The following is a 23,704-nucleotide window of genomic DNA, read 5'->3' as shown; positions in this document are numbered from 1 at the left end:
CGGCGGCGGCCGTCCGGGGCGACCGGCGCTAGCCGACCGTCGACCCCACGACCCGCGGGTCGGCGGGCGTCACCGCGTAGGTGTCGCCCGTGACGACGAGGGTCGCCCGCGGGGTCGCCGTGCCCGGCACCTGCCGCTTCTCCGCCGGCCGCGCGCTGGTGATCGCCCCGCCGGTGGTCTCCTGGACGTCGTCGGGGGCGACGGCGGCGGTGGCCGCGGCGTGCGAGCCCGCCCACACCTCGACGTCCCCCGCCTCGACGACCCGCGCCATGCGGCGGTCGGTGAACGCCAGCCGCGCGGTCGGGACCTGGAAGGTCACGACGACGGACTCTCCCGCCGCGAGCTCAACGCGCCGGTAGGCGAGCAGCTGGACCACGGGGCGCGGCAGCGAGCCGACCAGGTCGCGGGCGTAGAGCTGCACGACGTCGGCGCCCGCGCGGGTGCCGACGTTGGTCACCCGGACGGCGGCCGTGAACGTGCCGCCCGCGGCGACGTCGTCGTCCACCTGCAGGTCCGTGTACGCGAACGACGTGTACGACAGGCCGAACCCGAAAGGGCGCAGCGGCGTGGAGTCGGTCGACGTCACGTCGGACGGCCCGCCGAGCACGGGGTGCAGGTAGGAGTAGGGCTGGGCGCCCGCCGACCGCGGCAGCGAGACCGGCAGCCGGCCGGAGGGGTTGACCGTCCCCGCGAGGACGCCGGCGAGCGCCGGCCCGCCCTCCTCGCCCGGGAAGAACGCCTGCAGCACGGCCGCGGGCGCGCGGTCGCCGTCGAGCGCCCAGCCGATCGCGTACGGCCGGCCGCTGACCACGACCATCGCCACGGGGGTCCCCGTCGCCACGACCGCCTCGACGAGCGCGCGCTGCACGCCGGGCAGCTCCAGCGACTCCGCGTCGTTGCCCTCCCCGACGGTCCCGCGGCCGAACAGGCCCGCGTGGTCGCCGACGACGACGACCGCGAGGTCGGCGCCGGACGCCGCCTCGACGGCGGCCGCGAACCCGGAGGTGTCCTCCCCCTCGACGTCGCAGCCGGGGGCGTGCACGAGCTCCGGGCGCTCCAGGCCGGCCTGCTCGAACGCCTCGCCCAGCGACTCGAGGACGGTGGGGATCTCGAAGCCCTTGGGCACGTCGGGGTGGTGCGCGAGCACGTGGTTGGCGAACGAGTAGCACCCCATCAGCGCGTCGCTGCGGTGCGCGTTCGGGCCCACGACCGCGACGCGCGCCGGCGTGGCGGACCAGCCCGCCAGCGGCAGCAGGCCGTCGTTGGTCAGCAGCACGACCGACTCCTCCGCGAGCCGGCGCGCGACGGCCCGGTGCTCCGGCGGGTCGAGGTCGACGCTCGCCGGGGCGTCGCCCGCGAAGGCGTCCTCGTCGAGCAGCCCGAGCTGCTCCTTCTGCGCCAGCGTGCGGAGCACGGCCCGGTCGACCAGCGCCTCGTCCACGTCCCCGGCCCGCACGGCGGCGGCCAGCGGCTCGAGGAACGCGTCGCCGCTGGGCAGCTCGACGTCGAGGCCGGCCTCGAGCGCCGCGGCGGCCGCCTGCCGGCGGTCGGCCGCCACCCGGTGCATGACCTCGAGGAACGCGACGCCGAAGTAGTCCGCCACGACGGTGCCGTCGAAGCCCCACTGCTCGCGCAGGACACCCGTGAGGTACTCGCCGCTGGCATGCATCGGCACCCCGTCGACGTCCACGTACGTGGCCATGACGGACCGGGCGCCGCCGTCGAGCACCGCCATCTCGAACGGCGGGAGGAAGACGTCGGCGATCTCCCGGGGCCCCGCGGACACGGGCGCGTGGTTGCGCCCGGCGCGCGACGCGGAGTAGCCCACGAAGTGCTTGAGGGTGGCGTGCACCCCGGCCTCCTGCATCCCGCGCACGTAGGCGGTGCCGACGGTCCCCACCAGGTACGGGTCCTCGGCGATGCACTCGTCGACGCGGCCCCAGCGCGGGTCGCGCACCACGTCGAGCACGGGCGCGAGGCCCTGGTGGATGCCGAGCTCGCGCATCGAGCCGCCGATGAGCCGGCCCATCTCGGCCACCAGCTCGGGGTCGAACGACGCCCCCCAGGCGAGCGGCGTCGGGAACGTCGCCGCCTTCCAGGCGGCCAGGCCGGTGAGGCACTCCTCGTGCACGAGCGCGGGGATGCCCAGGCGCGTCTGCGTCCGCAGGCGGCGCTGCTCGTCCCACAGCCAGCGGGCCCGGTCGACCGGGTCCACGGGGCGTGTGCCGTACACCCGCGTGTAGTGCCCGATCCCGTGCCGGGTGACCTCCTCGAGGCGCCCGCCGTCGTCGGTCGCCATCTCGCCCTGCATGGGCGCGACGACCTCGCCACCCTTGTCGAGCCAGTAGCCGACGAGCTGCGCGAGCTTCTCGTCGAGCGTCATCGCCGAGTGCAGCGCGGCCACGCGCTCGGACACCTGCGGCACCGCAGGGGGGACTTGCGTCACGGTGGATCTCCTTCGTACGCGACGTACGGGACGAGCGGGGTGGACGGGCGGGAGGGGCGGGGCGAGGGCTCAGCCCTTCACGGCGCCCTGCAGGCCGTTGACGATGCGCTTCTGCATGGCGAGGAAGAACACCAGCGCAGGGATCATCGCCAGCGTCGTGAACGCGAAGACGCCGGCGGTGTCCGCGGAGTGCTCCGAGGAGAAGTCCGCGACGCCGAGCGGCAGGGTGCGCATGTCACCCCGCAGCAGGAGCAGCGGCAGCAGGTAGGCGTTCCACGAGCCGACGAACGCGAGCACGCCGACCGTCACCATGCCCGGACCGGACAGGGGCAGCAGGATCCGCCAGAAGAACCCGATCCGGCTGGCGCCGTCGAGCTGGGCCGCCTCCTCGAGCTCCGTGGGCAGCGCCATGAGGAACGGGCGCAGGATGACGACCGTCATCGGCAGCGCGAACGCCGCCTGCGGCAGCGCCACGCCCCACCAGGTGTTGCCCAGCTGGTAGTTCTGCGTGATGAGGATGAACAGCGGGATGATCGCGACCGTGGCCGGGAACAGCAGGCCGATGACGAACACCATGAACAGCGCCTCGCGGCCGCGGAACCGGTAGCGGGCCAGCGGGTAGGCGGCCATGACGCCGAAGACGACGACCACGGCCGTGGTCAGCACCGCGATGACCGTCGAGTTGAGGAAGTAGCCCCAGAACGGCGAGTCGAAGGACAGGACGTTCGCGTAGTTGCTGAACACCCACGGGCTCGGCAGGCCCGACGGGTCCTCCGCGATCTGCGCGTTGGTGCGGAACCCGCCGAGCACCCCGTACAGCACGGGCCCGAGGGTCACGGCGACCACCACGAGGGCGATCGCGTACACGAGGACGTTGCTGCCCGACGTGCGGCGGCCGCGCCGTGCGGGCGCCGCCGTGCCGCGGGCGGGGGCTGACGTGGTGGCGACGCTCATCGCTCGACCTCCTTCGGGGCCCGGCGCGCCCTGCGGCGGGGGGCGTCGTCGTTGTCGCGGCGCAGCACGAACTGCTGGTAGGCGACGGCGAGGATCAGGGCCACGACGAACAGCACGACGGACGCGGCGCCCGCGATGCCGAAGTTCTGCCGCTTGGTGCCCTCGTTGACCAGGAACGTGGCCATGGTGGTGGTGGCGTTGGCGGGCCCGCCGCCGGTGAGGATCCAGACCATGTCGAAGAGCTGGAGCGAGCCGATCATCGACAGGAAGCCCCAGGTGCGCATGGTCGGCCCCAGCAGGGGGACGGTGATCCGGCGCTGCACCTGCCACCAGCTCGCGCCGTCGAGCTGCGCGGCCTCGTAGAGCTCCTCGGGCACGCCCTGCAGGCCGGCGAGGAACAGGATGACCGCCAGGCCCAGGTACTTCCACGTCAGCACGACGAGCACGGTCCACAGGGCGTACTCGGGCGTGCCGAGGAAGCCCTGGTCCGGGCCCTGCAGCCCGACCGCCTCGAGCATCGTGTCGATGACGCCGTACTGCGGCTGCAGCAGCTGGAACCACACGACACCGGCGATGACCTCGGCGAGCACGTACGGCACGAAGATGATCGTGCGCAGCAGCCCCTGGCCCCACATGCGGCGGTTGAGCAGCAGCGCGATCGCCAGGCCCAGCGGCAGCTGCAGCAGGATCGAGCCGACCACGATGATCAGGTTGTGCACGAGGGCGTCGGTGAACACCTCGTTCGTCAGCACCGACACGTAGTTGCGCAGGCCGACGAAGTCGACCATGGGGCCGAAGCCCTTCCACCGGTACAGCGACATCTGCGCCGCGGTGGCCACCGGGACCACCACGAACGCGACCAGCAGCGCGAGCGCCGGCGTCACGAAGAGGGCGATCTCGGCGCGCTTGCGCCAGACGCCTGCCCTGCCACGGGCCGCGCCCCGCTCGTCCCGACCCCCACCCGGGCGCCGGTCCGCCGGCCGTGCCTTCGCACGACCGGCGGACCGGGCGACCGTGGACGTCGCGGACGAGGCGGCCGCGGGCGCGGTCACGTCGTCCGCCACGCTCACTGCTCCGCGTCCGCTGCCGACTGCACCGCGTCGACGACGTCCTGCGGCGTGGCCTCGCCGGCGAACAGCAGGGCGATCTCGTCGTTCATCGCGCCGCCGACGGACGTGCCGAGCAGCGTGTCGAGGTAGAGCTGGATCTCCGGCGCGCCGTCACGCACCTCGAGCAGCTCGGCCAGGGCGGGGTCGGAGACCGCGCTCGACGCGGTCGGGTTGGTGGGCAGGCCCATGTCGAGCTCCGCGAAGCCCTTCTGGACCTCGTCGCTCAGCAGGTACTGGGCGAACTCGACCGCGACGTCGGGCGCGCCCTGCGACACGGCCCAGGCGTCGCCGCCGCCCATCTGCGCGAACTCGGTGCCCTGCTGGCCGGGGATGGAGGGGTACGGGAACCAGCCGGTGTCGTCGCCGAGGCCCGAGCCGTCCTCCGTGAGGCCCTGCATGACGCCGGGCTCCCAGTGGCCGGCGAGCTCCATGGCCACCTTGCCGGTGGCGAGCAGGCCGGACGCGGACGTCGCACCGGACTGGGACGGGGTGGTGAGGAAGCCCTTGTTGAAGGGCTCCGTGGCGATGAGCTCCTCCAGGTCCTCGCCCGCCTTGACGAAGCACGGGTCGGAGTAGTCCACGTCGGCGATCGCGGCGTCGAGCGTCTCCGCCGAGCACTCGCGGATCACGTTGTAGTACCAGTAGTGCGCCGCCGGCCACTTGTCACCGGCGCCCACGGAGACCGGCACGATGCCCGCCTTGTCGAGCTTGTCGAACGCGGCGTACAGGTCCTCCATCGTGGTGGGGGTCTTCTCGATCCCCGCCTCGGAGAAGAGCGCCTTGTTGTACCAGAAGCCGACGACGCCGATGGAGAAGGGCAGCGCGTACGACGCGCCGTCCACCTGGAAGCCGGGCATGTAGGCGTCGAGGGTGCTGATCGTGTCGGCCGCCGGCTCGGAGATGTCCTTGAGCAGGCCCGCCTCGACGTGGTCGGCCAGCTCGCCGCCGCCGCGCTCCATGAACACGTCCGGGGAGTCGCCGGCCTGGAAGGCCGCGTCGAGCTTGGTCAGCATGTCCTCGTGGTCCATCGCGCTGATCTCGACCGTCACACCCTCGTGCTCGGCCTCGAAGTCGGCGGCGACCTCCTCGTAGTACTTCTTCCCGTCGCCGGTGTTGGAGTTGTGCCACCACGTGATGGTGCTGGCGTCCGCGTCCTCGCTGCTGTCCGGCTGGTTGGCGGTGCCCTGGCCGGCGCAGGCGGCGGCCAGGAGCGCGACGGTCGTCCCGAGCGCGACCGCGGTCGCGCCGCGCATGATCCTCGTCCTCGTCATCATCGATCCCTTGTCCTCGTCGACGGGCACGGCAGCGTCGCTGCCGCGAGATGGGGCATCTGTGCTCACCGAGCAGACTGGCAGCGGACGTCGTCGAGTGTCAATCGTTTTCGATAACGATTTCGACACGTGGACGGAGGCGTCTGCGCCCCGCCGGCGACGGCCGGGCCCCCGGCTCCGGGATGGCGCATACTGTCGACTCGTGAGCACCGCCGCCGATCCCCCGACCACCGGGCGCCCCGCGCCCCCCGGCCGGGTCACCATCTCCGACGTCGCGCGCGTCGCCGGCGTCTCCGTCGCCACCGTGTCGAAGGTCGTGAACAACCGCTACGGGGTCGCGCCGTCGACGTCGGCCCGCGTGCTCGCCGTCGTCGAGGAGCTCGGCTACGAGTCCTCCCTGGTGGCGCGCAGCCTGCGGAGCGGCCGGACAGGCGTCATCGGCGTGCTCGTCGCCGAGTTCGAGCCCTTCTCCACCGAGCTCCTCAAGGGCATCTCCGCGGCGGTCGACGGCACGGAGTACGAGCTCCTCGCCTACGCCGGCCGCACCGACGGCGGCGCCGCCGGCGGGTGGGAACGACGCTCCCTGTCCCGGCTGGCCGGCACCCTCGTCGACGCCGCCATCGTCGTCACGCCCACCGTGGTCATGGCGCCGGACGTGCCGATCCCCGTGGTCGCCGTCGACCCCCACACCGGGCCGGAGGGCACCCCCACGGTCGACACCGACAACGCCGGCGGCGCGCGGCAGGCCGTGCAGCACCTCATCGACCTCGGCCACCGGCGCATCGCACACCTGGCCGGCCGGCCGGACCTCGAGTCCGCGCGACTGCGCGAGGTCGGCTACCGGCAGGCGCTCGAGGCCGCCGGCATCGCCGTCGACCCGGCGCTGGTGCGGGTGGGCGGGTACCGGCCCGACCTCGCCGACGAGCCCACCCACGAGCTGCTGGACCCGGCCGACGGCCCGCGGCCCACCGCCGTCTTCGCCGCGAACGACCTGTCCGCGATCCACGTCCTCGAGGTGGCCGCCGAGCTGGGTCTGCGGGTGCCCGAGGACCTGTCGGTCGTGGGGTTCGACAACGTCCCCGAGTCCTGGGGCTGCACGCCGCCCCTGACCACCGTGGCCCAGCCGTTGCACCACATGGGCGCCGAGGCCCTGCGGATGCTGCTCGACCTGCTCGCCGGCACCCCCGGCGAGCGCCACCGGCGGCTGCCGACCGAGCTCGTCGTGCGGTCCAGCACCGCCCCCGCACCGCGGTAGGGCGAGCGGTCAGGACGGCCGGTCGGGACGGGTCGTCAGCGCGGGCGCTGGTGACGGCGCTCGGGCTCCTGCGGGCCGCGGCGCGCGCGGTAGCGGGAACGCAGGCGCACCACGACGAACCACAGCACCAGCAGGCCGATGACGACCAGGACCGCGTCCGAGAGGATGCCGCTCCACTGCTCCAGCACCGGCTCGATCGCCGGGCCGAACGCGTAGCCGAGGCCCACCCAGATGGCGTTCCACACGCCCGACCCGATCGCCGTGTACAGCGTGAACGACCAGAACGGCATGCGCTCGATCCCGGCGGGGATCGAGATGAAGCTGCGCACCAGCGGCACGCAGCGGCCCACCAGCACGGCGGTGCGGCCCCACCTCGCGAAGAACGTCTCCGCCTTGTCGAAGTCGGTGCCGTCCATGAGCGGGATCCGGTCCACGATGGCGCGGGTGCGCTCGCGGCCCAGCAGCCGCCCGATGTACCACCAGAGCCACGCACCGACGACGGCGCCGAGCGTCGCCGCGAGGATCGCGAGCCACGCGTTCATCCGGCCGTCGTAGGCGAGGAAGCCGGCCGCGGGCAGCACGGCCTCGGACGGGATCGGCGGCACGAAGGTCTCGATCAGCACCGCCGCACCCACGCCGACCTCGCCGAGCGTCTCCATGAGGCTCAGCACCCAGCCGATGAAGCCGTCGTAGCCCTGCGACGGGTCGGTCGCGGACGCTGCCAGGCCGCTCACGGGGCGACCCGCCCCGCGCCGGACCGGGCCGCAGCACCGGGCGTCGCGCCGAGGGCCGCGTCGAGGGCCGCGCGCGCGGCGGCGACGGCGGCCGGGTCGGTGACGTCGTACCCGCCGGTGCCGCCGCCGCCCGGGCCGCCGTCGGCGGACACGGTGCGCCGCGCGGACAGGTGCACGGCGTCGACGCCGGCGGCGACGAGCGCGGCCACGTCCTCGGTGCGCACGCCACCGCCCGCCATGATCTCGACACCCAGCTCACGTCCGCGGTCCGCGAGCGCCGCGAGGACGTCCAGGCCGTCGCCCGCACGGGCGGCGCCGCCCGAGGTGAGCACGCGGCGCACCCCCGCGGCGGCGAGCGTCTCCAGGATCTCGACCGGACGCTCCACCTGGTCGATCGCGCGGTGGAAGGTGACCTCCGCCCCGTCGGCGGCGGCGACGAGGGCGGCGAGGGTCGCGGCGTCGACCCGGCCGTCGGCGGTCAGCGCACCGACGACGACGCCGTCGGCCCCGGCCTCCAGCACGGCGCGCACGTCGCGCACCTGCACGTCCACCTCGTCGGGCGCGGGCACGAAGCCGCCGGCGCGCGAGCGCACGAGCACGTGGGCCCCGACGCCGGTGCCGCGCAGCGCGTCGGCCACCGCGGCGACCATCCCGGCGGAGGGCGTCAGCCCGCCGGTGCCGGCGAGGGCGGCGCAGAGCTCGACCCGGTCGGCGCCGCCGGCCGCGGCGGCGCGCGCACCGGCGACGTCCTGCACGGCGATCTCGAGGGCGACGCCCCGGCCGGGACGGGACGGCGTGCGCGGGTCGGGGGTGGCGTCGGGCTCGACGGCGGGCGACGGGTCGGCAGTCACGGCGGCGAGTCTACGGGGCGGGGGTGCAGGTCACGGGAGCGGGATGTGACGGCATCGTGGTCGGCGGGAGCGGTGGCAGGATCGGCGGGTGCCGTCCTATCGCGTGAGCCTCGCCGTCGGTCTCCTGCAGCCCGGGGTGGACCCCGCGGACGTCCTGCCCGCCGCGGCCGACGCCGCACGGGAGCTCACCACGGTCGAGTCGTACGACGTGGGCGTGGTGCGCGGCCGGGCCCGCATCACCGTCCGCTTCCTCGCGGACGACGACGCGGCGGCGCACCGGGTCGCCGACGCCGTGCAGGACCGTGTCGACGCCCTGGCCGACACGTTCGGCGGCCGGCTCACCCGGCGCTGGGGCAACCGCTGGTACGCGGCCTGACCCTCGGCCTGCCCCTCGGGGCCTGATCCGCGGCCGGGCCCGTCGTCCGGTCTCCGACGGGCCCGGCCGGGACGTCACTGCCCGAACGTGTCCAGCAGCGTGCGACGCTCCGCGTCCGTGAGGTTGGTGCTCACCAGCGTCGCCTGCACGCCGTGGAAGCGCTCGGCCAGGCGGTCGGGGTCGATCTGCTCCGTCACGAGGAACAGCGCCGAGGTGCCGGGCACGATCTGCTCCTTCATCGCGTCGATGTCCTTGCCGGAGATGCCGACCTCGGACAGCGCCTTCGTGATGCCGCCGATCGCGGCGCCGGCGACGGCGCCGATGACGGGCAGGAAGAACAGCGCGCCGAGCAGCAGGCCCCAGAAGGCGCCCCACCCGGAGGCTTTCGCCGCGTCCTCGTTCTGGCCGTGCGCGGTGGGCTTCTTCGCCCCCTCGGGCCAGCTCACCACCGAGTGGTCGATGATCTTCACGAGGCCCTCGGCCTCGGCGTCCTTGAGCACGTGGACGGCGCGTCCCGCCGCCTCCGGGTCGTCGAACTTCCAGACCATGAATCGCGCCATGCGTCCCTCCCCGTCGGGCCGGGACCGGTTCCCGGCTGCTCGGCATCGTGGCACCGGGCCCCGGCGGCCGCCACCGCGGGAGCCGGCCCGGTCCGTCCGACCCCGTCCGACCCTGCCCCGTCCCGGTCCGTCACCGGCCGTCCGCCAGCGACCGGGCCCAGGGCTGGTTACCGTAGGACCGCCGTCGTCCCCCGCGGGGGACGCCCCGTCCGCACGAAGGAAGAGCAGGCATGAGCACCTCCCCCGTCGACCCGACCACGACCCCGGCGTGGGGCGAGCTCTACGGCCACTACCAGGAGTTCCGCGGGGACCTGCGGGGCTGGTTCGCGGACGACCCGGGCCGCGCCGAGCGGATGAGCCACACCGCGGGCGACCTGTTCGTCGACCTGTCGAAGAACCTCGCCACCGACGAGACCCTCGAGCTGCTGGTGCGGCTGGCCCGCGAGGTGCACCTGCCGGAGCGGATCGAGGCCATGTTCACCGGCGAGCACATCAACGTCACCGAGGACCGCGCGGTGCTGCACACGGCCCTGCGCCGCGCGCCCGGCACGCAGCCGCCCCTCGTCGTCGACGGTCAGGACGTGGACGCCGACGTCGCGGCCGTGCTCGACCAGGTGTCCGCCTTCGCCGACGACGTGCGCTCCGGCGGCTGGACGGGGATCACGGGCAAGCCGGTGCGCACGGTCGTCAACATCGGCATCGGCGGCTCCGACCTCGGGCCGGTCATGGCCTACGAGGCGCTGCGGCCGTACCTGCTCCACGGCCTGGAGGTGCGGTTCGTCTCCAACATCGACCCGACGGACGTGGCGCAGAAGACGGCGGGCCTGGACCCCGAGACGACGCTGTTCATCGTCGCGTCCAAGACGTTCGGCACCCTGGAGACCCTCACCAACGCCCGGCTCGCCCGCGCGTGGCTGTGGGAGCAGCTCATCGCGCAGGGCGCCATCGAGGACGACGCCGACGCGAAGCAGGCCGCCGTGCGGGCCCACTTCGTCGCCGTGTCGACGGCGCTGGACAAGGTCGAGGCGTTCGGCATCGACCCCGCGAACGCGTTCGGGTTCTGGGACTGGGTGGGCGGTCGCTACTCGGTGGACTCCGCGATCGGCACGTCGCTGGCGATCGCGTTCGGCCCGGACGCCTTCCGCGAGCTGCTGGCGGGCTTCCGCGCCGTCGACGAGCACTTCCGCAGCACCCCGCTGGAGCGGAACGTGCCGGCGCTCATGGGGCTGCTCAACGTCTGGTACGTCAACTTCCTGGGCGGGCACACGCACGCCGTGCTGCCGTACGCGCAGCAGCTGCACCGCTTCCCCGCGTACCTGCAGCAGCTCACGATGGAGTCGAACGGCAAGTCGGTGCGCTGGGACGGCTCGCACGTCACCACGCAGACAGGCGAGGTCTTCTGGGGCGAGCCCGGCACCAACGGCCAGCACGCGTTCTACCAGCTCATCCACCAGGGGACGCAGCTGGTCCCGGCCGACTTCATCGCCTTCGCGAACCCGGCCTACCCGCTGACGGACACCGAGGGCGACGGCAAGACCGTGCCCGCCGGCGCCGACGTCCACGAGCTGTTCCTGGCGAACTTCTTCGCCCAGACGAAGGCCCTCGCGTTCGGGAAGACGGCGGACGAGGTGCGCGCCGAGGGCACGGCCGAGGACCTGGTCAGCGCGCGCACGTTCTCGGGCAACCGTCCGACGACGTCGATCATGGCGCCCGCGCTCACGCCGTCGGTGCTGGGCCAGCTCGTCGCCCTGTACGAGCACGTGACGTTCACGCAGGGCGTCGTGTGGGGCATCGACTCGTTCGACCAGTGGGGCGTGGAGCTCGGCAAGAAGCTGGCCCTGGAGGTCGCCCCCGCCGTCTCGGGCGACGACGCCGCGCTCGACGCCCAGGACGCGTCGACGCAGTCCCTGATCCGCTACTACCGGGACCGCCGCGGCTGACGCCGCGTCGATCGAGCGGCCCGCCGGGCGGGCCGCTCACTCCCCGCTGGGGACCTTGCCCTTGACCTCCTCGTAGCCGTCGGCGTTCGGCAGCGCGCTCGGCGCGTAGATCAGCCGCACGACGCCGGTGGGGAACGCCTCCGACCGCAGCAGCGTCAGGGGGTAGATCGGCTCTCCCTCGTCGAACAGCCGCTCGCCGTGCCGCGCCGCCACCGGGTGCACCAGCAGCCGCAGCTCGTCGAGCAGGCCGGCCGCGAGCAGCTGGCGCACCACGGACAGCGAGCCGGGCACCAGCACCTTCTCGACGCCGTCCTCGCCCTTGAGGGCGGCGACGGCGGCCGGCAGGTCGCCCTCGAGGCGCTCGACGTGGCGCCACCCGAGGTCCTGGCTCCCCCGCGTGGCCACGACCTTGCGCATGTTCCCGAGCCGCCTGGCGAACTCGGCGTCCTCCTCGCCGGCCTCCTCCCGCTCGGGCCACGCGCCGGCGAAGCTGTCGTACGTGACGCGGCCGATCAGCAGGACGTCGGTGTCGCGGTAGTCGTCGTCGACGGCGCCGGCCATGTGGTCGTCGAAGTACGGGAAGTGCCAGGCCGGGTCGATCTCGGCCACGCCGTCGAGCGAGATGAACAGGGTGGAGACGACCGAGGCCATGAGGCGTCCTTCCGTGGGCTGGTCGGCGAGGGCGCGCGCCCCCGCCGCGTCGCGGCCGGGACGACGGCGACCCGCCGCCCATTCTCGCCGAGGCCCGCCCCACCCGCTCAGGGACGCCGCGCGGCCCGGCCCCCGCCGGCGGTCGCCCCGGCGAGACCGAACATGATGACGCCGCCCACGGCCAGGTGCTCGAGCGTCAGGAGCGCCACGGCACCCGGGTTCGCGGCACCCAGCGGCCCCGCCAGCGACACCAGGAGCACCGCCGCGCACAGCAGGTACCACGCCGCACGGCCCCCGCTCCTGGTCCGGAGCAGCAGCGCACGCACGCCCCAGCCGCCCAGCGCGGCCGTGAGGCTCGCGCCGATCACGAACGAGATCGGCACCTCGAACGTGCCGGTCCCGGACCGCACCTGCGGGTCGACGCCCAGCAGCGTGCCGACGAGGTAGACGAGCGGCCCGGTGATCACCGCCGCCACCACGACCGTCCTCGTGCGGGTCCACCGCGGGCGTCGCGCCGTGCTGCCCGGGGCGGCCCCGCCGGTGGTCGAGCTCTCCGTCGCGTCCATGTCCTCGTCCCCTCCTCGAGCCGGCTCCCTGCCGGCACGACGACCATCCCGCGGGCCCGTGCCGCCGCGCGCCCTGCCGAGGTCGGTCGTGAGGGCGCCGTCGGTCGGGCCGACCCCCGACTTTCGTCGGTGCCGGTCGACGCCGGCGCGCCGTAGCGTCCCCGTCATGACCACCGCCGGCACCACCCCGACCGCAGCGGCACCCTGCCCCGGCCCCGGCGGCCGGCCCGACGACGCCCCGTGGCCGCCGCCCGACCACGGCCCGCCCGCGGTGCCGGTCGGCGTCCTCGCGACCGCGTGGGCGCTCGTCGCCGCCCTGACCGCCGCCGCCACGGCCGCCGTCGTCACCTCGTCCCCGGGCCTGGGACCGGTCGTCGGCACGACGCCGCAGGTGCCGGCCGCCGTCGACGTCGCGGTGGCGGTCGCGGCCGTCGCGCTCGTGCCGGTGCTCTTCACCCGCCGCGCCGTCGCCGCGGCGGTCGCCCTCGCGGTCCTCGCGGCGGTCTCGGGCGCGGCCACCCCCGCGGCGACCGTGGGGACGCTGCAGGTCGCACGCTGGTACCCGTTCCGCACGGCCGTGTGGGTCGCGGGGGCCGGCGTGCTGGGGCACGCCGTCCAGGCGCTGTGGCGGCCGGAGAGCCTGCCGCTGGGCTGGTGGCTCCTGTGCGACGTCGCGGTGCACGCCGCGCTCCTCGGCTGGGGCGCGTACGGCCGCGAACGTGCCCTCGTGCTGTGGTCGTTGCGCGACCGGGCCCGCCGCGCCGAGGCCCAGCAGGAGCGGCGCGTCGCCGAGGCGCGGACGGCCGAGCGCACCCGCATCGCCCGCGAGATGCACGACACCCTCGCGCACCGGCTGTCCCTCCTGGCCGCGACCGCCGGGGCCATGGAGTACCGGCCCGACGCCGACCCGGCACAGCTCGCGGCGGCAGCGGGCCGGGTGCGCGCGGGCGTGAGCGACGCGCTCGAGGACCTGCGCCAGGTCGTGCGCCTGCTGCGCGCCGGCCCCGACGACCTGGGCCCGGTCCCGGGCCTGGACGACGTGCGGCGGCTGGTGGACGACTCCCGTGCCGCCGGAGCCGACGTCTCGTACGAGCACGCGGGCGTCGACGGCGCCGCCCTGCCCGCCGCGGTCGCGACGGCCGTGTTCCGCGTCGTGCAGGAGGGGCTCACCAACGCCCGCCGGCACGCACCGGGCGCGGCCGTGCGCGTGACCGTCACGACCTCGCCCGGCGAGACGCGGGCGCGCGTGGTCGACGACGGCGCCGCCGAGGGCGCCGCCGCGCCGCAGGGCGTGGGGACCGGCACGGGGCTGGTCGGGCTGCGCGAGCGGGTCACGCTGCTGGGCGGCACGCTCGCGTCCGGTCCCCACGCGTCGGGCGGGTTCGCGGTCGAGGCGTGGCTACCGTGGGACGCGTGACGACGACGCCCGAGCCCGGCCCCTCCTCCGACCCGAGCTCCCCGCGCACCGCCCCGGTGCGCATCGTGCTCGTGGACGACGACGCGCTGGTCCGCGCCGGCCTGCGGCTCATGCTCGACGGCGCCCACGGGATCCGGGTCGTGGCGGAGGCCGCCGACGGCGCGGAGGTCCCCGGCGTGCTGGACGCGCACCCGGCCGACGTCGTGCTCATGGACCTGCGGATGCCCGGCGTGGACGGGATCGCGGCCACGCGTCGCGTGCGCGCCCGGCCCATGCCGCCCGCCGTCGTGGTCCTCACGACGTTCGACACCGCCGAGGAGGTGTCGGGGGCGCTGCGCGCGGGCGCTGCGGGCTACCTCCTCAAGGACATGGCGCCCGACCGGATCGCCGCAGCGGTGCGCGCGGCGGCCGCCGGCGAGCCGGTCCTGGCGCCCGACGTGGCCCGCCGGCTGATGGACGCCGTCGCCGGGGCCGGCAGCGGCCGTGAGCGTGCCCGGGAGGCGCTGGGCGCCCTCACTGGACGCGAGCGCGACGTCGCCACCCGCCTCGGCCGCGGGGCCAGCAACGCGGAGATCGCGGCCGACCTCTACCTCAGCGTGCCGACCGTCAAGGCGCACGTGTCGAGCGTCCTGGACAAGCTCGGCGTCGAGAACAGGACCCAGGTGGCGCTGCTGGTCCATGAGGCCGGCGACGACTGACGACGTCCGGCGGGACGGCGGCTCAGCCCGGCACGCGTGCGCAGCCGCGCGGGTCCAGCGCGAGGACCGCCTTGTCGCCCTCCCCGGGCACGTCGACGCCGTCGGCGATCGCCACGAGCCGCTGCTCGCCGGCGCCGAGGTCGACGTCGACCGTGACCTCGGCGCGGCCGCGGCGGAACACGGACCCCACGACCACGCCGTGGAACGGCGTGCCGTGCCCCTCCCCGGCGCCGTCCGGCTCGGTCACGACGCGCAGCCCGGTCGGCCCCACGGCGAGGAGCTCGCCGCCGTCGGCGCCGCCCGCACCGTCGGCCCCGCCCGCCCCGGCGGGCACGAACGCCCCGGCGGGCACGAACGCCTGGTAGCCCAGGAACCCGGCGACCTGCCGGGACGCGGGCGAGCGCCACAGCTCCTCGGGCGGCGCCACCTGCAGCAGCCGGCCGGCGGACATCACCGCGACCCGGTCGGCGACGGTGAACGCCTCGTCGTGGTCGTGGGTGACGAAGACGGCGGTGGTGCCGGTCTCGTGCAGCACGTCGCGCACGTCGACGGCGAGGCGCTCGCGCAGCCCGCGGTCGAGGGCGGAGAGCGGCTCGTCGAGCAGCAGCAGCCGGGGGCGCGGAGCCAGCGCCCGGGCGAGCGCGACCCGCTGCCGCTCACCGCCCGAGAGCGTCACCACGGCCCGGCGCGCGTACCCGGCCAGGCCGACGACGTCGAGCAGCTCGCGCACGCGCTCCTCCTGCTCGGCCCGCGGCACGCGCGCGGCCTGCAGCCCGTACGCGACGTTGCGCCCGACGTCGCGGTGCGGGAACAGCTGTCCCTCCTGGAACATCAGCCCGAACCCGCGCCGGTGCACCGGCACACCGGCCAGGTCGGCGCCGTCGAGCAGCACCCGCCCGGCCGCGACGGGCTCGAGACCGGCCACCGCCCGCAGCAGCGACGACTTGCCGCACCCGCTCGGCCCGAGCAGCGCCAGCACCTCGCCGTCGGCGACGTCGAGCGACACGCCGTCGACCGCCGTCGTGCCACCGCGCTTCCCGGCCCGAGACGCGTCGCCATAGCGCACGACGACGTCCCGCACCGCCAGCCCGCCCCCGGCGTCTCGTGCCGGCCGCGGCGAAGGCTCCCGCGCACCCATCAGATCTCCCCACCGGCCGCGTCACCGCGCAGCCTCTCCGCCAGCATCATCACCGTCGCGGTCAGCACCGCCAGCACCACCGCCGCCGCGAGCGCCATCCCGTAGTTCTCGGCCCCCGGCCGCCCGATGAGCCGGAAGATCACGACGGGCAGCGTGGCGGCGTCGGGCCGGGCCAGGAACGACGTGGCCCCGAACTCCCCCAGCGAGACGGCGAACGCGAACCCGATCGCCAGCCCGAGCGAGCGGGCGGCCAGGGCGCCGTCGACGTCGCGCAGCACCCGGCCCGGCGGCGCGCCCAGCACGGCGGCGGCCTCCCGCAGCCTCGGGTCGATCGCCCGCAGCACCGGCAGCACCGTCCGCACGACGAGCGGGATCGCGACGACCGCCTGCGCGATCGGCACGAGCAGCCCCGACGTGCGCAGGTCGACGTCGAGCCCCAGCGGCCGGTCGAGCGTGATGAGGAACCCGAACCCGACGGTCACCGCGGAGACCCCGAGCGGCAGCATGAACGCGGCGTCGAGCACCCCGACCGCTCGCCGGGCGCCCGGCGAGCGCGGCCGCCGGGACACCACGAGCGCGACCAGGCCCCCGACCAGGAGGGCGATCGCCGCGGCCAGAGCCGCCGTGCGCAGCGAGTTGCCCAGCGCCTCCCAGACCGTCACCGACAGCGTGTTGCGACCACCGGTCGTGCCCAGCGCGACGTAGTTGTCCAGCCCCCACGACCCGTCCGGCCCGCGGAACGAGCGCGCCACCAGGCCCGCCATCGGCAGCACGAGCAGCCCGGCCACGACGACGGCGGTCACCACCGCGGGCACCAGGTCGGCCGCGGCCCGCAGCCGCAGCGGGTGCGACGACGTCCGGTCGCTCGTGAGGTGCAGCGCCCGCTCCCGGCGCGCCCGCGCCCGCGCCCCCACGGCCAGCGCGGCGCCGACCACGACCAGCTGCAGCACCGACAGCACGGCCGCCGAGCGCAGGTCGAGGAACTGCGTGGTGCGCACCCAGATCTCCGTCTCGACGGTGCCGTAGCCGACGCCACCGAGGACCAGCACCACCCCGAACGCCGTCGAGCAGAACAGGAACACGACGGCGGCCGCCGACGCGATCGCCGGTCCCAGCGCGAGCAGCGTCACCGTGCGGAACGCCCGCCACGGCGTCGCCCCCAGGGCGCGCGCGGCCTGCTCGGCCCGCGGGTCGAGCCGCTCCCACAGGCCGCCCACCGTGCGCACCACCACGGCGTAGTTGAAGAAGACCAGGGCGACCACGATCGCCGCGAACGTCTCCTCGAGTCCCGTCCACCCGAGCAGGCCGCCCGGAACGAACAGGGCCCGGAACGCGACGCCCACCACGACCGTCGGCAGCACGAACGGCACCGTCACGAGCCCGCGCACCAGCGTGCGGCCCGGAAACCGGCACCGGTACAGCACGTACGCCCCCGGCAGCCCCAGCAGCACGGACAGCACCGTGCCGGCGGCCGCCTGCCCGAGCGTCTGGCCGACGAGCCGCCACGTGCGCGGCTGCGACAGCACCTCCGCGAACCCCGACAGGTCGAGCACCCGCCCGCCCGCGCCGTCGTCGGCGAAGAAGCCCTGGACGACCAGGGCCACCACCGGCCAGGCGAAGAAGACGCCGAGGAACGCGAGCGGGACGGCGACGGCCGCCGCCCAGCCGAGCCTCCCCGGCCACGCCCGCCCGGGCCGCTCCCACCCTGCGCTGCGCCTCCGCCTCACCCGATGACCGTGGCCGTCCACTGCTCGATCCACTCGTCGCGGTGCGCGTCAACCTCGGCCGGCGGCACGTCGAACGGCTCGTCCGCCAGCGGGGCGAACTCCTGCCAGTCGGCGGGCAGCTCCACCTCCGGGTCGGCGGGGTACATGTACATCTGGCCGGGGACGTCCGCCTGGAACGCCTCCGAGAGCAGGAAGTCGACGAGCTGCCGGGCCCCCTCGGGGTTCTCGGCCCCCGCGAGCACGCCGGCGTACTCGACCTGCCGGAAGCAGGTGTCCAGCATGGCGCTCGTCGTGGACGACGTCCCGTCCTCCGTGAGCGTGAACGCCGGCGACGTCGCGTACGACAGCGCGATCGGGCGCTGCCCGCCCTCACCCGCCCCCGAGAAGTCGACGTAGTACGCGTCCTCCCAGCTCTCCGCCACCTTGACGCCGTTGCCGGCCAGGTCCTCCCAGTAGCCCTGCCAGCCGTCCGTGCCGAAGGCCCCGACCGTCGCCAGCAGGAACGCCAGGCCGGGCGACGACGTCGCAGGGTTGGTGACGACCGTCAGGTCGGCGTACTGGGGCTTCGTGAGGTCCTCGAGGGTGGCCGGGGCGGGCAGGTCGTGCTCGGCGAACCAGCCGTCGTCGAGGTTCATGCACACGTCGCCCATGTCGACCGGGGTGAGCGTGCCCGCCAGAGGCTCCGGCGCGAGCTCCGCCACCTGCGGGTCGAGGTCGGCGGGCTCGTACGGCTCGAAGACGCCGGCGTCCACCGCCCGCGTCGCGTACGTGTTGTCCACCCCGAACACGACGTCGCCGAGCGGCGCGTCCTTGGTCAGCACGAGCTGGTTGACGAGCGTGCCCGCGTCACCGGGGGCCACCTGCTCGACCGTCAGCCCGCTGCTGGCCTCGAAGTCCGCCAGCACCTCCTCGGAGACGGCGAACGAGTCGTGCGTGACGAGCGTGACGACGCCGCCCGACGCCGAGCCCTCGCCCGCCGGGTCGCCGCTCGGTCCGCAGGCCGCGAGCAGCGGCAGCAGGGCGACGACGGCCGCCCCGCCCGCGAGACGTCGGCGGCGCGCAGCACCATGGGTCATTGTTCCTCCTCAGCCGTCGAGAAGGGGGTCCTGCGCGACGTCCGCGATCCCCGTCCAGGGCGCGCGGGACGACGCGCAGGGATCGAGATGCCCGACTTCCTCCACCGGTGCTAGCCGGGTCAGGTTCGAGGGTCTGCGGTGGCCCGCACTCTCAGCGCCCTGGGGCGCTCCCCTGTCGTTTCCCCACGAGCCTACACACTCGTGCCGCGCTACGGTGGTGCCCTTCGGCGCACGCGGTGTGACTTCGCTGACGTGCGCCGATACCTGAGCCAGTCGTAGGACGTACCGAACCGAGGAGGCCACGTGGGAGACGACGAGCAGCCGCTCGCGGTCAAGGTGGGCACCGTCGTCCTGACGGTCGCCGCAGGATGGGTGGCGCAGAAGCTCGTGGGCCTCGCCTGGGAGAAGGCCACTGGCAGCGTGGCCCCCACCAACGTGGACGACGACGAGCTGTCGATCGTGCAGGCCGTGACGTTCGCGGCCGTCTCGGGCGGCGTCGCCGTCCTCGCCAAGCGCCTGGCACGCCAGGGCGCCGTGCGCGCCGGGGCCCGCTTCCGCGCCTGAGCCCGGTCAGCGGCCCGCGTGGGGGCGGCGGCGCGCCAGCTGCGCGTCGTGCCCGTGCGGGCGCTCGACCGGGTGGACGGTGGCGAGCGCGCGGCTGAGCCGAGCGGCGGCGTCCGTCGCCGGCAGCGCCGACTCGACGACCGAGCGGGCGATGGTCGCGCCGTCGCCCTGCTCCCCGTCGTGCTCCTCCGGCTCCGGTGCGCCGCGCGCGAGCGCCTGCATCATCTGCACGCCCGCGGTCTGACCGGAGATGCCCACCTGCGCCCCCGCGTCGGCCAGGACCTCGGACGCGACCGACTCGTCGACGCCGCACACCGCCATGATGGCGCCCTTGGCCCGTTCCGCCGCGGCCGCCGCCACGAATGCCCGCGAGACCGCGCGCTGCGCCTCCCGGTCGAGCGCCTCGCGCGCCACCGGGCTGGCGTCGATGACGTACCCGACGAGCTGGGCCGTGCGCCCGTCGTCGCCGCCCCGTCCCTGGCCGGTGACGACGACGGTCCGCGTGCGCCCGTGGTCGTCGACGATGCGGTGCGCGCCCGCGAACGGGCGGCCGCCGCCGAGCGCGACGGTCGCGGTCCGGGAGAGCCGTTCCCGGTCGTCGGGATGCATGTGGGCCCGCAGCACCTCGGGGCCCGGCGCGACCGCGCCCGGCTCCCGCCCGAAGATCAGGTAGACCTCGTCGGACCACCACCATGCACCGCTGCCCACGTCCACGCGGTAGCGGCCCACGAGGAGCTGCGCCCCGGCCCCGAGGAGCTCCGCGAGCGCGACGAGCTCCCGTCGCACCGGGCCACCGGGCATGGACGACGTCGATGCGGACATGGCATCCCTCCCAGCACCTCGCACCAGGGTCGGGCCCACTCAGCGTGGTGTCACCACCACGCTACCGGGAGCGCGGCACATCGCCACCGCGGCCCCGTGCCTCGGGGCCGCGGTGGCGACGTCATCGCGGGTGATTTTCGGCCGGTCGCGGGCCCCCGACGGCGGATGCCGGGTCGGATGCCTGGTCGGATGCCGGGTCAGGCAGGTGCCTCCTGGGCGGCGGCCCGGTCGGCCCGACGGGCCTCGGCGGCCGCCTGCGCCTGGTCCTTGCGGTGCTCACGGAAGGAGTACCAGACGGCGTACGCCCACCCGAGGGCGATGAGCGCGTACACGGTGTTCGTGACCCCGGTGGAGACCGAGAGGAAGTCGCTGCCCATGAGGGTCCGCGCGTTGGTGAGGACGATGACCCCTCCGACGGCCGAGCCCAGCACCCGCGGCGGGACGAGCCGCACGAGCCACGCGGCGATCGGAGCCGCGATGAGACCACCCACCAGCAGCGCGAGCGCCCACATGGGGTCGATGCCCGCGGTGCCCAGGCCCACGAGGAACCCGAGGCTCGCGGCCACGGCGACGAAGAACTCGCTCGTGTCGATCGAGCCGATCACCTTGCGCGGCTCCATCCGCCCGCTCGCCAGGATGGCCGGGGTGCCGACGGGGCCCCACCCGCCGCCGCCGGTGGCGTCCATGAAGCCTGCGACGAGGCCGAGGGGCGTGAGGAACCGCTTGCGGAGCGGCTGGCCGAGGCGGTCGGTGCGCAGGCCGCGGAACGTGAAGCGCAGCAGCACGTACAGCCCGAGCGCCAGCAGCAGGACGGACATGAGCGGCTGCGCGATCTCGGTGGAGAGCCACGACAGGAACGTGGCGCCGGCGAACGCCCCGATCGCGCCGGGGACGCCGATCCGCAGCACGACCTTCCAGTCGACGTTGCCGAACCGCCAGTGCGACGCGCCAGACGCCAGGGTGGTGCCGATCTCCGCGAGGTGCACGGTGGCGCTGGCGGCGGCCGGGTTCGTGCCGATGGCGAGCAGCAGGGTCGTGGACGTGACGCCGTAGGCCATGCCGAGGCTGCCGTCGACGAGCTGGGCTCCGAGGCCCACGAGAGCGAGAAGCACGAGCGTCCGCACGGGCGGTGTCCCTTCGTCGTCGCGACAGCCCTTCTGCCGCAGCAGTCAAGTTAACCCATCGGTCCGATCGGATTCAAGGGTTACGAGCCATCACGGCCGCATGAGAGAAAGGTGCGAGGCCTCGAGCTGCCGGCGCGGGCCGACGCCGTCGTCGGTCCGGGCGGCGTCAGGGCGCCCGGTCAGTGACCCCCTCAGGGACGACCCGGGGTCAGGGGTTCTCCCAGGCGGCGCCGTCGGAGGTGAGCTGCCGCACGACGTCGGGCACGGAGCCCGCGGCGAGGTCCGCGAGCGTGACCTGCTCCAGCACCGCACGCACGTTGACGCGCAGCGCCACCCACACGTGCAGCAGCGACGCCGCCGCTCCCTCGTACTCGAGGTCGGAGGGGCGCGCGTCGCGCACGAAGACGAGCGGACCGTCGACCGCCCGGACGACGTCGGCCACCGTCACCCGGTCCGCCGGACGCGCGAGCACGTATCCGCCACCGGCCCCGCGCCGGCTCGCGACGATGCCCTCGCGACGCAGGTCGCTGAGGATCGCCTCGAGGAACCGGTGCGGGACCTGCTGCGCCTTGGCGAGCGCCTCCGCCGGCACCGGGTGCCCCCCGGTCGCGGCCGCCAGCTCCGCCGAAGCCCGGACGGCGTAGTCGGCCTTCGCCGAGATCCTCATCGGTCGGCGCCCTGCGGGTGCGGGTCAGGGTCCGTCGCGAGCGCCAGGAGCGGCCCCGCCGTGCGGGCCGACCCCGCGAGGGAGCCGCTCAGGGGCAGCTCGGGCAGGATGACCGCCTGGGCCGCGTGGTACACGTCCGGCTTGCCCACCCAGGTCCGTCCCGACGGGCGGTTGTCCGTGTCGAGCTCGTGGAACCACGACCCGCCCTCGTGGTCGAGAAGGTAGCGGTCGATCCAGTCCCACCACACCTCGGCGAGACCGGCGTACCGCTCCTCGCCCGTGACCGAGCCCAGCGCGTCGGCGGCAGCGACGGCCTCGGCCGCGACCCAGTGGAACCGTCGCGCCTCCACCGGTCGGCCGTCCCAGTCCGTGGTGTAGACGAATCCGCCCCGCTCGGTGTCCCACCCGTCCTCGACCGCACGGTCGAAGAGCGACTGCGCGGCGGCGGTGCGGCGCCCCTCCGTCCCGGTCGCGAGGTCCACCTGCAGGAGCAGGCGCGCCCACTCCAGCCCGTGACCGGGCGTCGCCCCGTACGGCTTGAACGGGTCGTGCGGACGGTCGGCGTTGTACTCGAGCTGGACGTTCCACTCCGCGTCGAAGTGCTCCGGGATACGCCACGCGTTGGCCCCGGCCCACCCGATCACACGGTCGGCGATCGCGGCGGCCCGTGCCGCCCACTCGCCGTCGCCCGTCGCGTCGTGCGCGGCCAGCAGCGCCTCGACCGAGTGCATGTTCGCGTTCACGCCCCGGTACGGGTCGACCTCGAGCCAGTCGCGCGACCGGGTGTCGAGGTGCAGACGGTGCCGGGCCTCCCAGAAGCGCTCGTCGAGCGTGCGCAGGGCGTCCTCGAGCAGCGCCGGCGCACCGGGCGTGCCGGCGATGGTTCCCGTGGCGCCCGCGAGCACCACGAAGGCGTGCGGGTACGCGCCCTTGGTCCCGTCGAGCTCCCCCGCGGCCGGGCCGACAGACGTCAGCCAGCCCCCGTGCTCGCTGTCGCCGAGCACGTCCCGCAGCCCGCCGATCGCGCGCCCGGCGGCGGCGCCCACCTCGGGCAGACCGAGCAGGTCGCCGAGCGCCAGCACGTGCGCCATCCGGCAGGTGATCCAGGTCTCCGCGGCGCGCGTCCTGTCCGGGCGGCCCGCGTCGTCGAGCCACCACGCGGCTCCGTCGTCCCGGATGGAGTCGACCGCGATGGCCGACAGCTCCGTGAAATGGCGGCGGCGCCATGCCGAGGACGGACCAGCGGGTGCGAGCGAATGAGTCACCACGGCAGCCTACCGACCGACGCCGCCATGCCCCACACCGGCCCGCCGTCGAGTATGAAGCGGTTGAGGGGATCGCTGCCGGGACCGGCCACGTACGTCCGCGGCCGGCTCCGACCGCGCGGGTGGTCCACCGCGGGTGCGGGTATGCGAAAGGCCCACCCCCGGGTCGGGGGTGGGCCTTTCGTGAATGGGTGTTCGGCGGCGTCCTACTCTCCCACCCCCTCTCGAGGGCAGTACCATCGGCGCTGAAGGGCTGAGCTTCCGGGTTCGGGATGGGACCGGGCGTTTCCCCTTCGCTATGACCGCCGTAACTTTATCGAGTTGTCAGGCACCCCCGTGGGTCCACACCTGTGGGTGTGGTGGGGGGGTGGTGCCCGTTTCTCGGGAACCGCACAGTGGACGCGTGCATGCTATTCGCACAACCGTAAGGGTTGTGGTGTGTGTGAAGTTGTTGGCTTATTAGTACCGGTCAGCTCCGACAGTCTTTCGTCCT

22 protein-coding genes, 1 rRNA gene and 1 riboswitch are annotated in these 23,704 nt (G+C 74.8%); of the genes, 6 read left to right on the top strand and 17 right to left on the bottom strand.

Features of this window, described 5'->3' with window-relative positions:
• Positions 1–28 precede the first annotated feature (28 nt).
• From IEW03_RS02240 to IEW03_RS02225, 4 genes are all read right to left on the bottom strand, one after another.
• Positions 29–2,446, bottom strand: coding sequence for a beta-xylosidase/alpha-l-arabinosidase (locus IEW03_RS02240; protein WP_229737328.1), 2,418 nt, complete (start codon positions 2,444–2,446; stop codon positions 29–31).
• Positions 2,447–2,515: 69 nt separating this feature from the next.
• Positions 2,516–3,400, bottom strand: a complete 885-nt coding sequence (locus IEW03_RS02235) for a carbohydrate ABC transporter permease (RefSeq protein ID WP_188522040.1) — start codon at positions 3,398–3,400, stop codon at positions 2,516–2,518.
• Entirely contained in the window at positions 3,397–4,464 is a 1,068-nt protein-coding gene (locus IEW03_RS02230) for a carbohydrate ABC transporter permease (RefSeq protein ID WP_188522039.1), read from the bottom strand. Before IEW03_RS02230 ends, IEW03_RS02235 begins: the two co-directional genes overlap by 4 nt.
• 2 nt (positions 4,465–4,466) lie before the next feature.
• On the bottom strand, positions 4,467–5,780 hold the full coding sequence (locus IEW03_RS02225) for an ABC transporter substrate-binding protein (RefSeq protein ID WP_188522038.1): 1,314 nt from the start codon (positions 5,778–5,780) through the stop codon (positions 4,467–4,469).
• A 202-nt stretch (positions 5,781–5,982) separates the two neighbouring features.
• On the opposite strand from IEW03_RS02225, the gene IEW03_RS02220 reads away from it, so the two are divergent.
• Positions 5,983–7,035, top strand: a complete 1,053-nt coding sequence (locus IEW03_RS02220) for a LacI family DNA-binding transcriptional regulator (protein ID WP_229737327.1) — start codon at positions 5,983–5,985, stop codon at positions 7,033–7,035.
• A 35-nt stretch (positions 7,036–7,070) separates the two neighbouring features.
• Here the strand turns inward: IEW03_RS02220 and IEW03_RS02215 are convergent, their stop codons facing one another.
• Both IEW03_RS02215 and IEW03_RS02210 read right to left on the bottom strand, forming a co-directional pair.
• On the bottom strand, positions 7,071–7,769 hold the full coding sequence (locus IEW03_RS02215) for a DedA family protein (protein WP_229737326.1): 699 nt from the start codon (positions 7,767–7,769) through the stop codon (positions 7,071–7,073).
• Positions 7,766–8,530: a copper homeostasis protein CutC gene (locus IEW03_RS02210; protein ID WP_229737370.1), complete on the bottom strand. Its 765-nt coding sequence runs from the start codon at positions 8,528–8,530 to the stop codon at positions 7,766–7,768. Before IEW03_RS02210 ends, IEW03_RS02215 begins: the two co-directional genes overlap by 4 nt.
• Before the next feature lie 178 nt (positions 8,531–8,708).
• On the opposite strand from IEW03_RS02210, the gene IEW03_RS02205 reads away from it, so the two are divergent.
• Positions 8,709–8,996 carry a hypothetical protein gene (locus tag IEW03_RS02205; RefSeq protein ID WP_188522036.1) on the top strand — a complete coding sequence of 96 codons (288 nt, stop codon included), beginning with the start codon at positions 8,709–8,711 and terminating at the stop codon, positions 8,994–8,996.
• A gap of 74 nt (positions 8,997–9,070) precedes the next feature.
• Here the strand turns inward: IEW03_RS02205 and IEW03_RS02200 are convergent, their stop codons facing one another.
• On the bottom strand, positions 9,071–9,556 hold the full coding sequence (locus IEW03_RS02200) for a DUF1269 domain-containing protein (protein ID WP_188522035.1): 486 nt from the start codon (positions 9,554–9,556) through the stop codon (positions 9,071–9,073).
• A 230-nt stretch (positions 9,557–9,786) separates the two neighbouring features.
• On the opposite strand from IEW03_RS02200, the gene pgi reads away from it, so the two are divergent.
• Positions 9,787–11,496: a glucose-6-phosphate isomerase gene (gene pgi, locus IEW03_RS02195; RefSeq protein ID WP_188522034.1), complete on the top strand. Its 1,710-nt coding sequence runs from the start codon at positions 9,787–9,789 to the stop codon at positions 11,494–11,496.
• Positions 11,497–11,532: 36 nt separating this feature from the next.
• On the opposite strand, the gene IEW03_RS02190 is transcribed toward pgi, so the two are convergent.
• Together IEW03_RS02190 and IEW03_RS02185 are read right to left on the bottom strand one after the other, a co-directional pair.
• On the bottom strand, positions 11,533–12,147 hold the full coding sequence (locus IEW03_RS02190; RefSeq protein WP_188522033.1) for a dihydrofolate reductase family protein: 615 nt from the start codon (positions 12,145–12,147) through the stop codon (positions 11,533–11,535).
• A gap of 107 nt (positions 12,148–12,254) precedes the next feature.
• On the bottom strand, positions 12,255–12,713 hold the full coding sequence (locus tag IEW03_RS02185; protein ID WP_188522032.1) for a DUF6069 family protein: 459 nt from the start codon (positions 12,711–12,713) through the stop codon (positions 12,255–12,257).
• 166 nt (positions 12,714–12,879) lie between these two features.
• Here IEW03_RS02185 and IEW03_RS02180 point away from each other — a divergent pair, with 166 nt between their 5' ends.
• Both IEW03_RS02180 and IEW03_RS02175 read left to right on the top strand, forming a co-directional pair.
• Positions 12,880–14,130, top strand: coding sequence for a sensor histidine kinase (locus IEW03_RS02180; protein ID WP_188522031.1), 1,251 nt, complete (start codon positions 12,880–12,882; stop codon positions 14,128–14,130).
• Positions 14,127–14,828: a response regulator gene (locus IEW03_RS02175; protein WP_188522030.1), complete on the top strand. Its 702-nt coding sequence runs from the start codon at positions 14,127–14,129 to the stop codon at positions 14,826–14,828. The genes IEW03_RS02180 and IEW03_RS02175 overlap by 4 nt, the downstream gene beginning before the upstream one ends.
• A gap of 22 nt (positions 14,829–14,850) precedes the next feature.
• Here IEW03_RS02175 and IEW03_RS02170 read toward each other — a convergent pair whose 3' ends face one another.
• The 3 genes from IEW03_RS02170 to IEW03_RS02160 are packed head-to-tail and all read right to left on the bottom strand — an operon-like array spanning position 14,851 to position 18,769.
• A complete protein-coding gene (locus IEW03_RS02170; protein WP_188522029.1) occupies positions 14,851–15,966 on the bottom strand; it encodes an ABC transporter ATP-binding protein in 1,116 nt (371 codons plus the stop codon).
• Positions 15,966–17,693 carry an ABC transporter permease gene (locus IEW03_RS02165; RefSeq protein WP_188522028.1) on the bottom strand — a complete coding sequence of 576 codons (1,728 nt, stop codon included), beginning with the start codon at positions 17,691–17,693 and terminating at the stop codon, positions 15,966–15,968. Before IEW03_RS02165 ends, IEW03_RS02170 begins: the two co-directional genes overlap by 1 nt.
• On the bottom strand, positions 17,690–18,769 hold the full coding sequence (locus tag IEW03_RS02160; protein ID WP_188522027.1) for a thiamine ABC transporter substrate-binding protein: 1,080 nt from the start codon (positions 18,767–18,769) through the stop codon (positions 17,690–17,692). Before IEW03_RS02160 ends, IEW03_RS02165 begins: the two co-directional genes overlap by 4 nt.
• 79 nt (positions 18,770–18,848) lie before the next feature.
• Positions 18,849–18,953: riboswitch (TPP riboswitch) on the bottom strand.
• 119 nt (positions 18,954–19,072) lie between these two features.
• On the opposite strand from IEW03_RS02160, the gene IEW03_RS02155 reads away from it, so the two are divergent.
• On the top strand, positions 19,073–19,333 hold the full coding sequence (locus IEW03_RS02155) for a DUF4235 domain-containing protein (RefSeq protein WP_188522026.1): 261 nt from the start codon (positions 19,073–19,075) through the stop codon (positions 19,331–19,333).
• Positions 19,334–19,339: 6 nt separating this feature from the next.
• On the opposite strand, the gene IEW03_RS02150 is transcribed toward IEW03_RS02155, so the two are convergent.
• From IEW03_RS02150 to rrf, 5 genes are all read right to left on the bottom strand, one after another.
• Positions 19,340–20,155, bottom strand: a complete 816-nt coding sequence (locus IEW03_RS02150; protein ID WP_188522025.1) for a PAS domain-containing protein — start codon at positions 20,153–20,155, stop codon at positions 19,340–19,342.
• A 197-nt stretch (positions 20,156–20,352) separates the two neighbouring features.
• The gene (locus tag IEW03_RS02145) at positions 20,353–21,279 is read right to left on the bottom strand and encodes a sulfite exporter TauE/SafE family protein (RefSeq protein WP_188522024.1); all 927 of its coding nucleotides are present in this window, start codon (positions 21,277–21,279) and stop codon (positions 20,353–20,355) included.
• Positions 21,280–21,487: 208 nt separating this feature from the next.
• Positions 21,488–21,946 carry an RrF2 family transcriptional regulator gene (locus IEW03_RS02140; protein WP_188522023.1) on the bottom strand — a complete coding sequence of 153 codons (459 nt, stop codon included), beginning with the start codon at positions 21,944–21,946 and terminating at the stop codon, positions 21,488–21,490.
• A complete protein-coding gene (locus tag IEW03_RS02135; RefSeq protein ID WP_188522022.1) occupies positions 21,943–23,211 on the bottom strand; it encodes an AGE family epimerase/isomerase in 1,269 nt (422 codons plus the stop codon). The genes IEW03_RS02140 and IEW03_RS02135 overlap by 4 nt, the downstream gene beginning before the upstream one ends.
• A 193-nt stretch (positions 23,212–23,404) precedes the next feature.
• A 5S ribosomal RNA gene (rrf, locus tag IEW03_RS02130) occupies positions 23,405–23,521 on the bottom strand.
• Positions 23,522–23,704 lie beyond the last annotated feature (183 nt).

The organism is Isoptericola cucumis (genome assembly GCF_014635665.1).
Lineage (GTDB): Bacteria > Actinomycetota > Actinomycetes > Actinomycetales > Cellulomonadaceae > Isoptericola > Isoptericola cucumis.
Note: the sequence above shows the minus strand (reverse complement) of the source record. Positions and strands in the feature narration are given on the sequence as shown.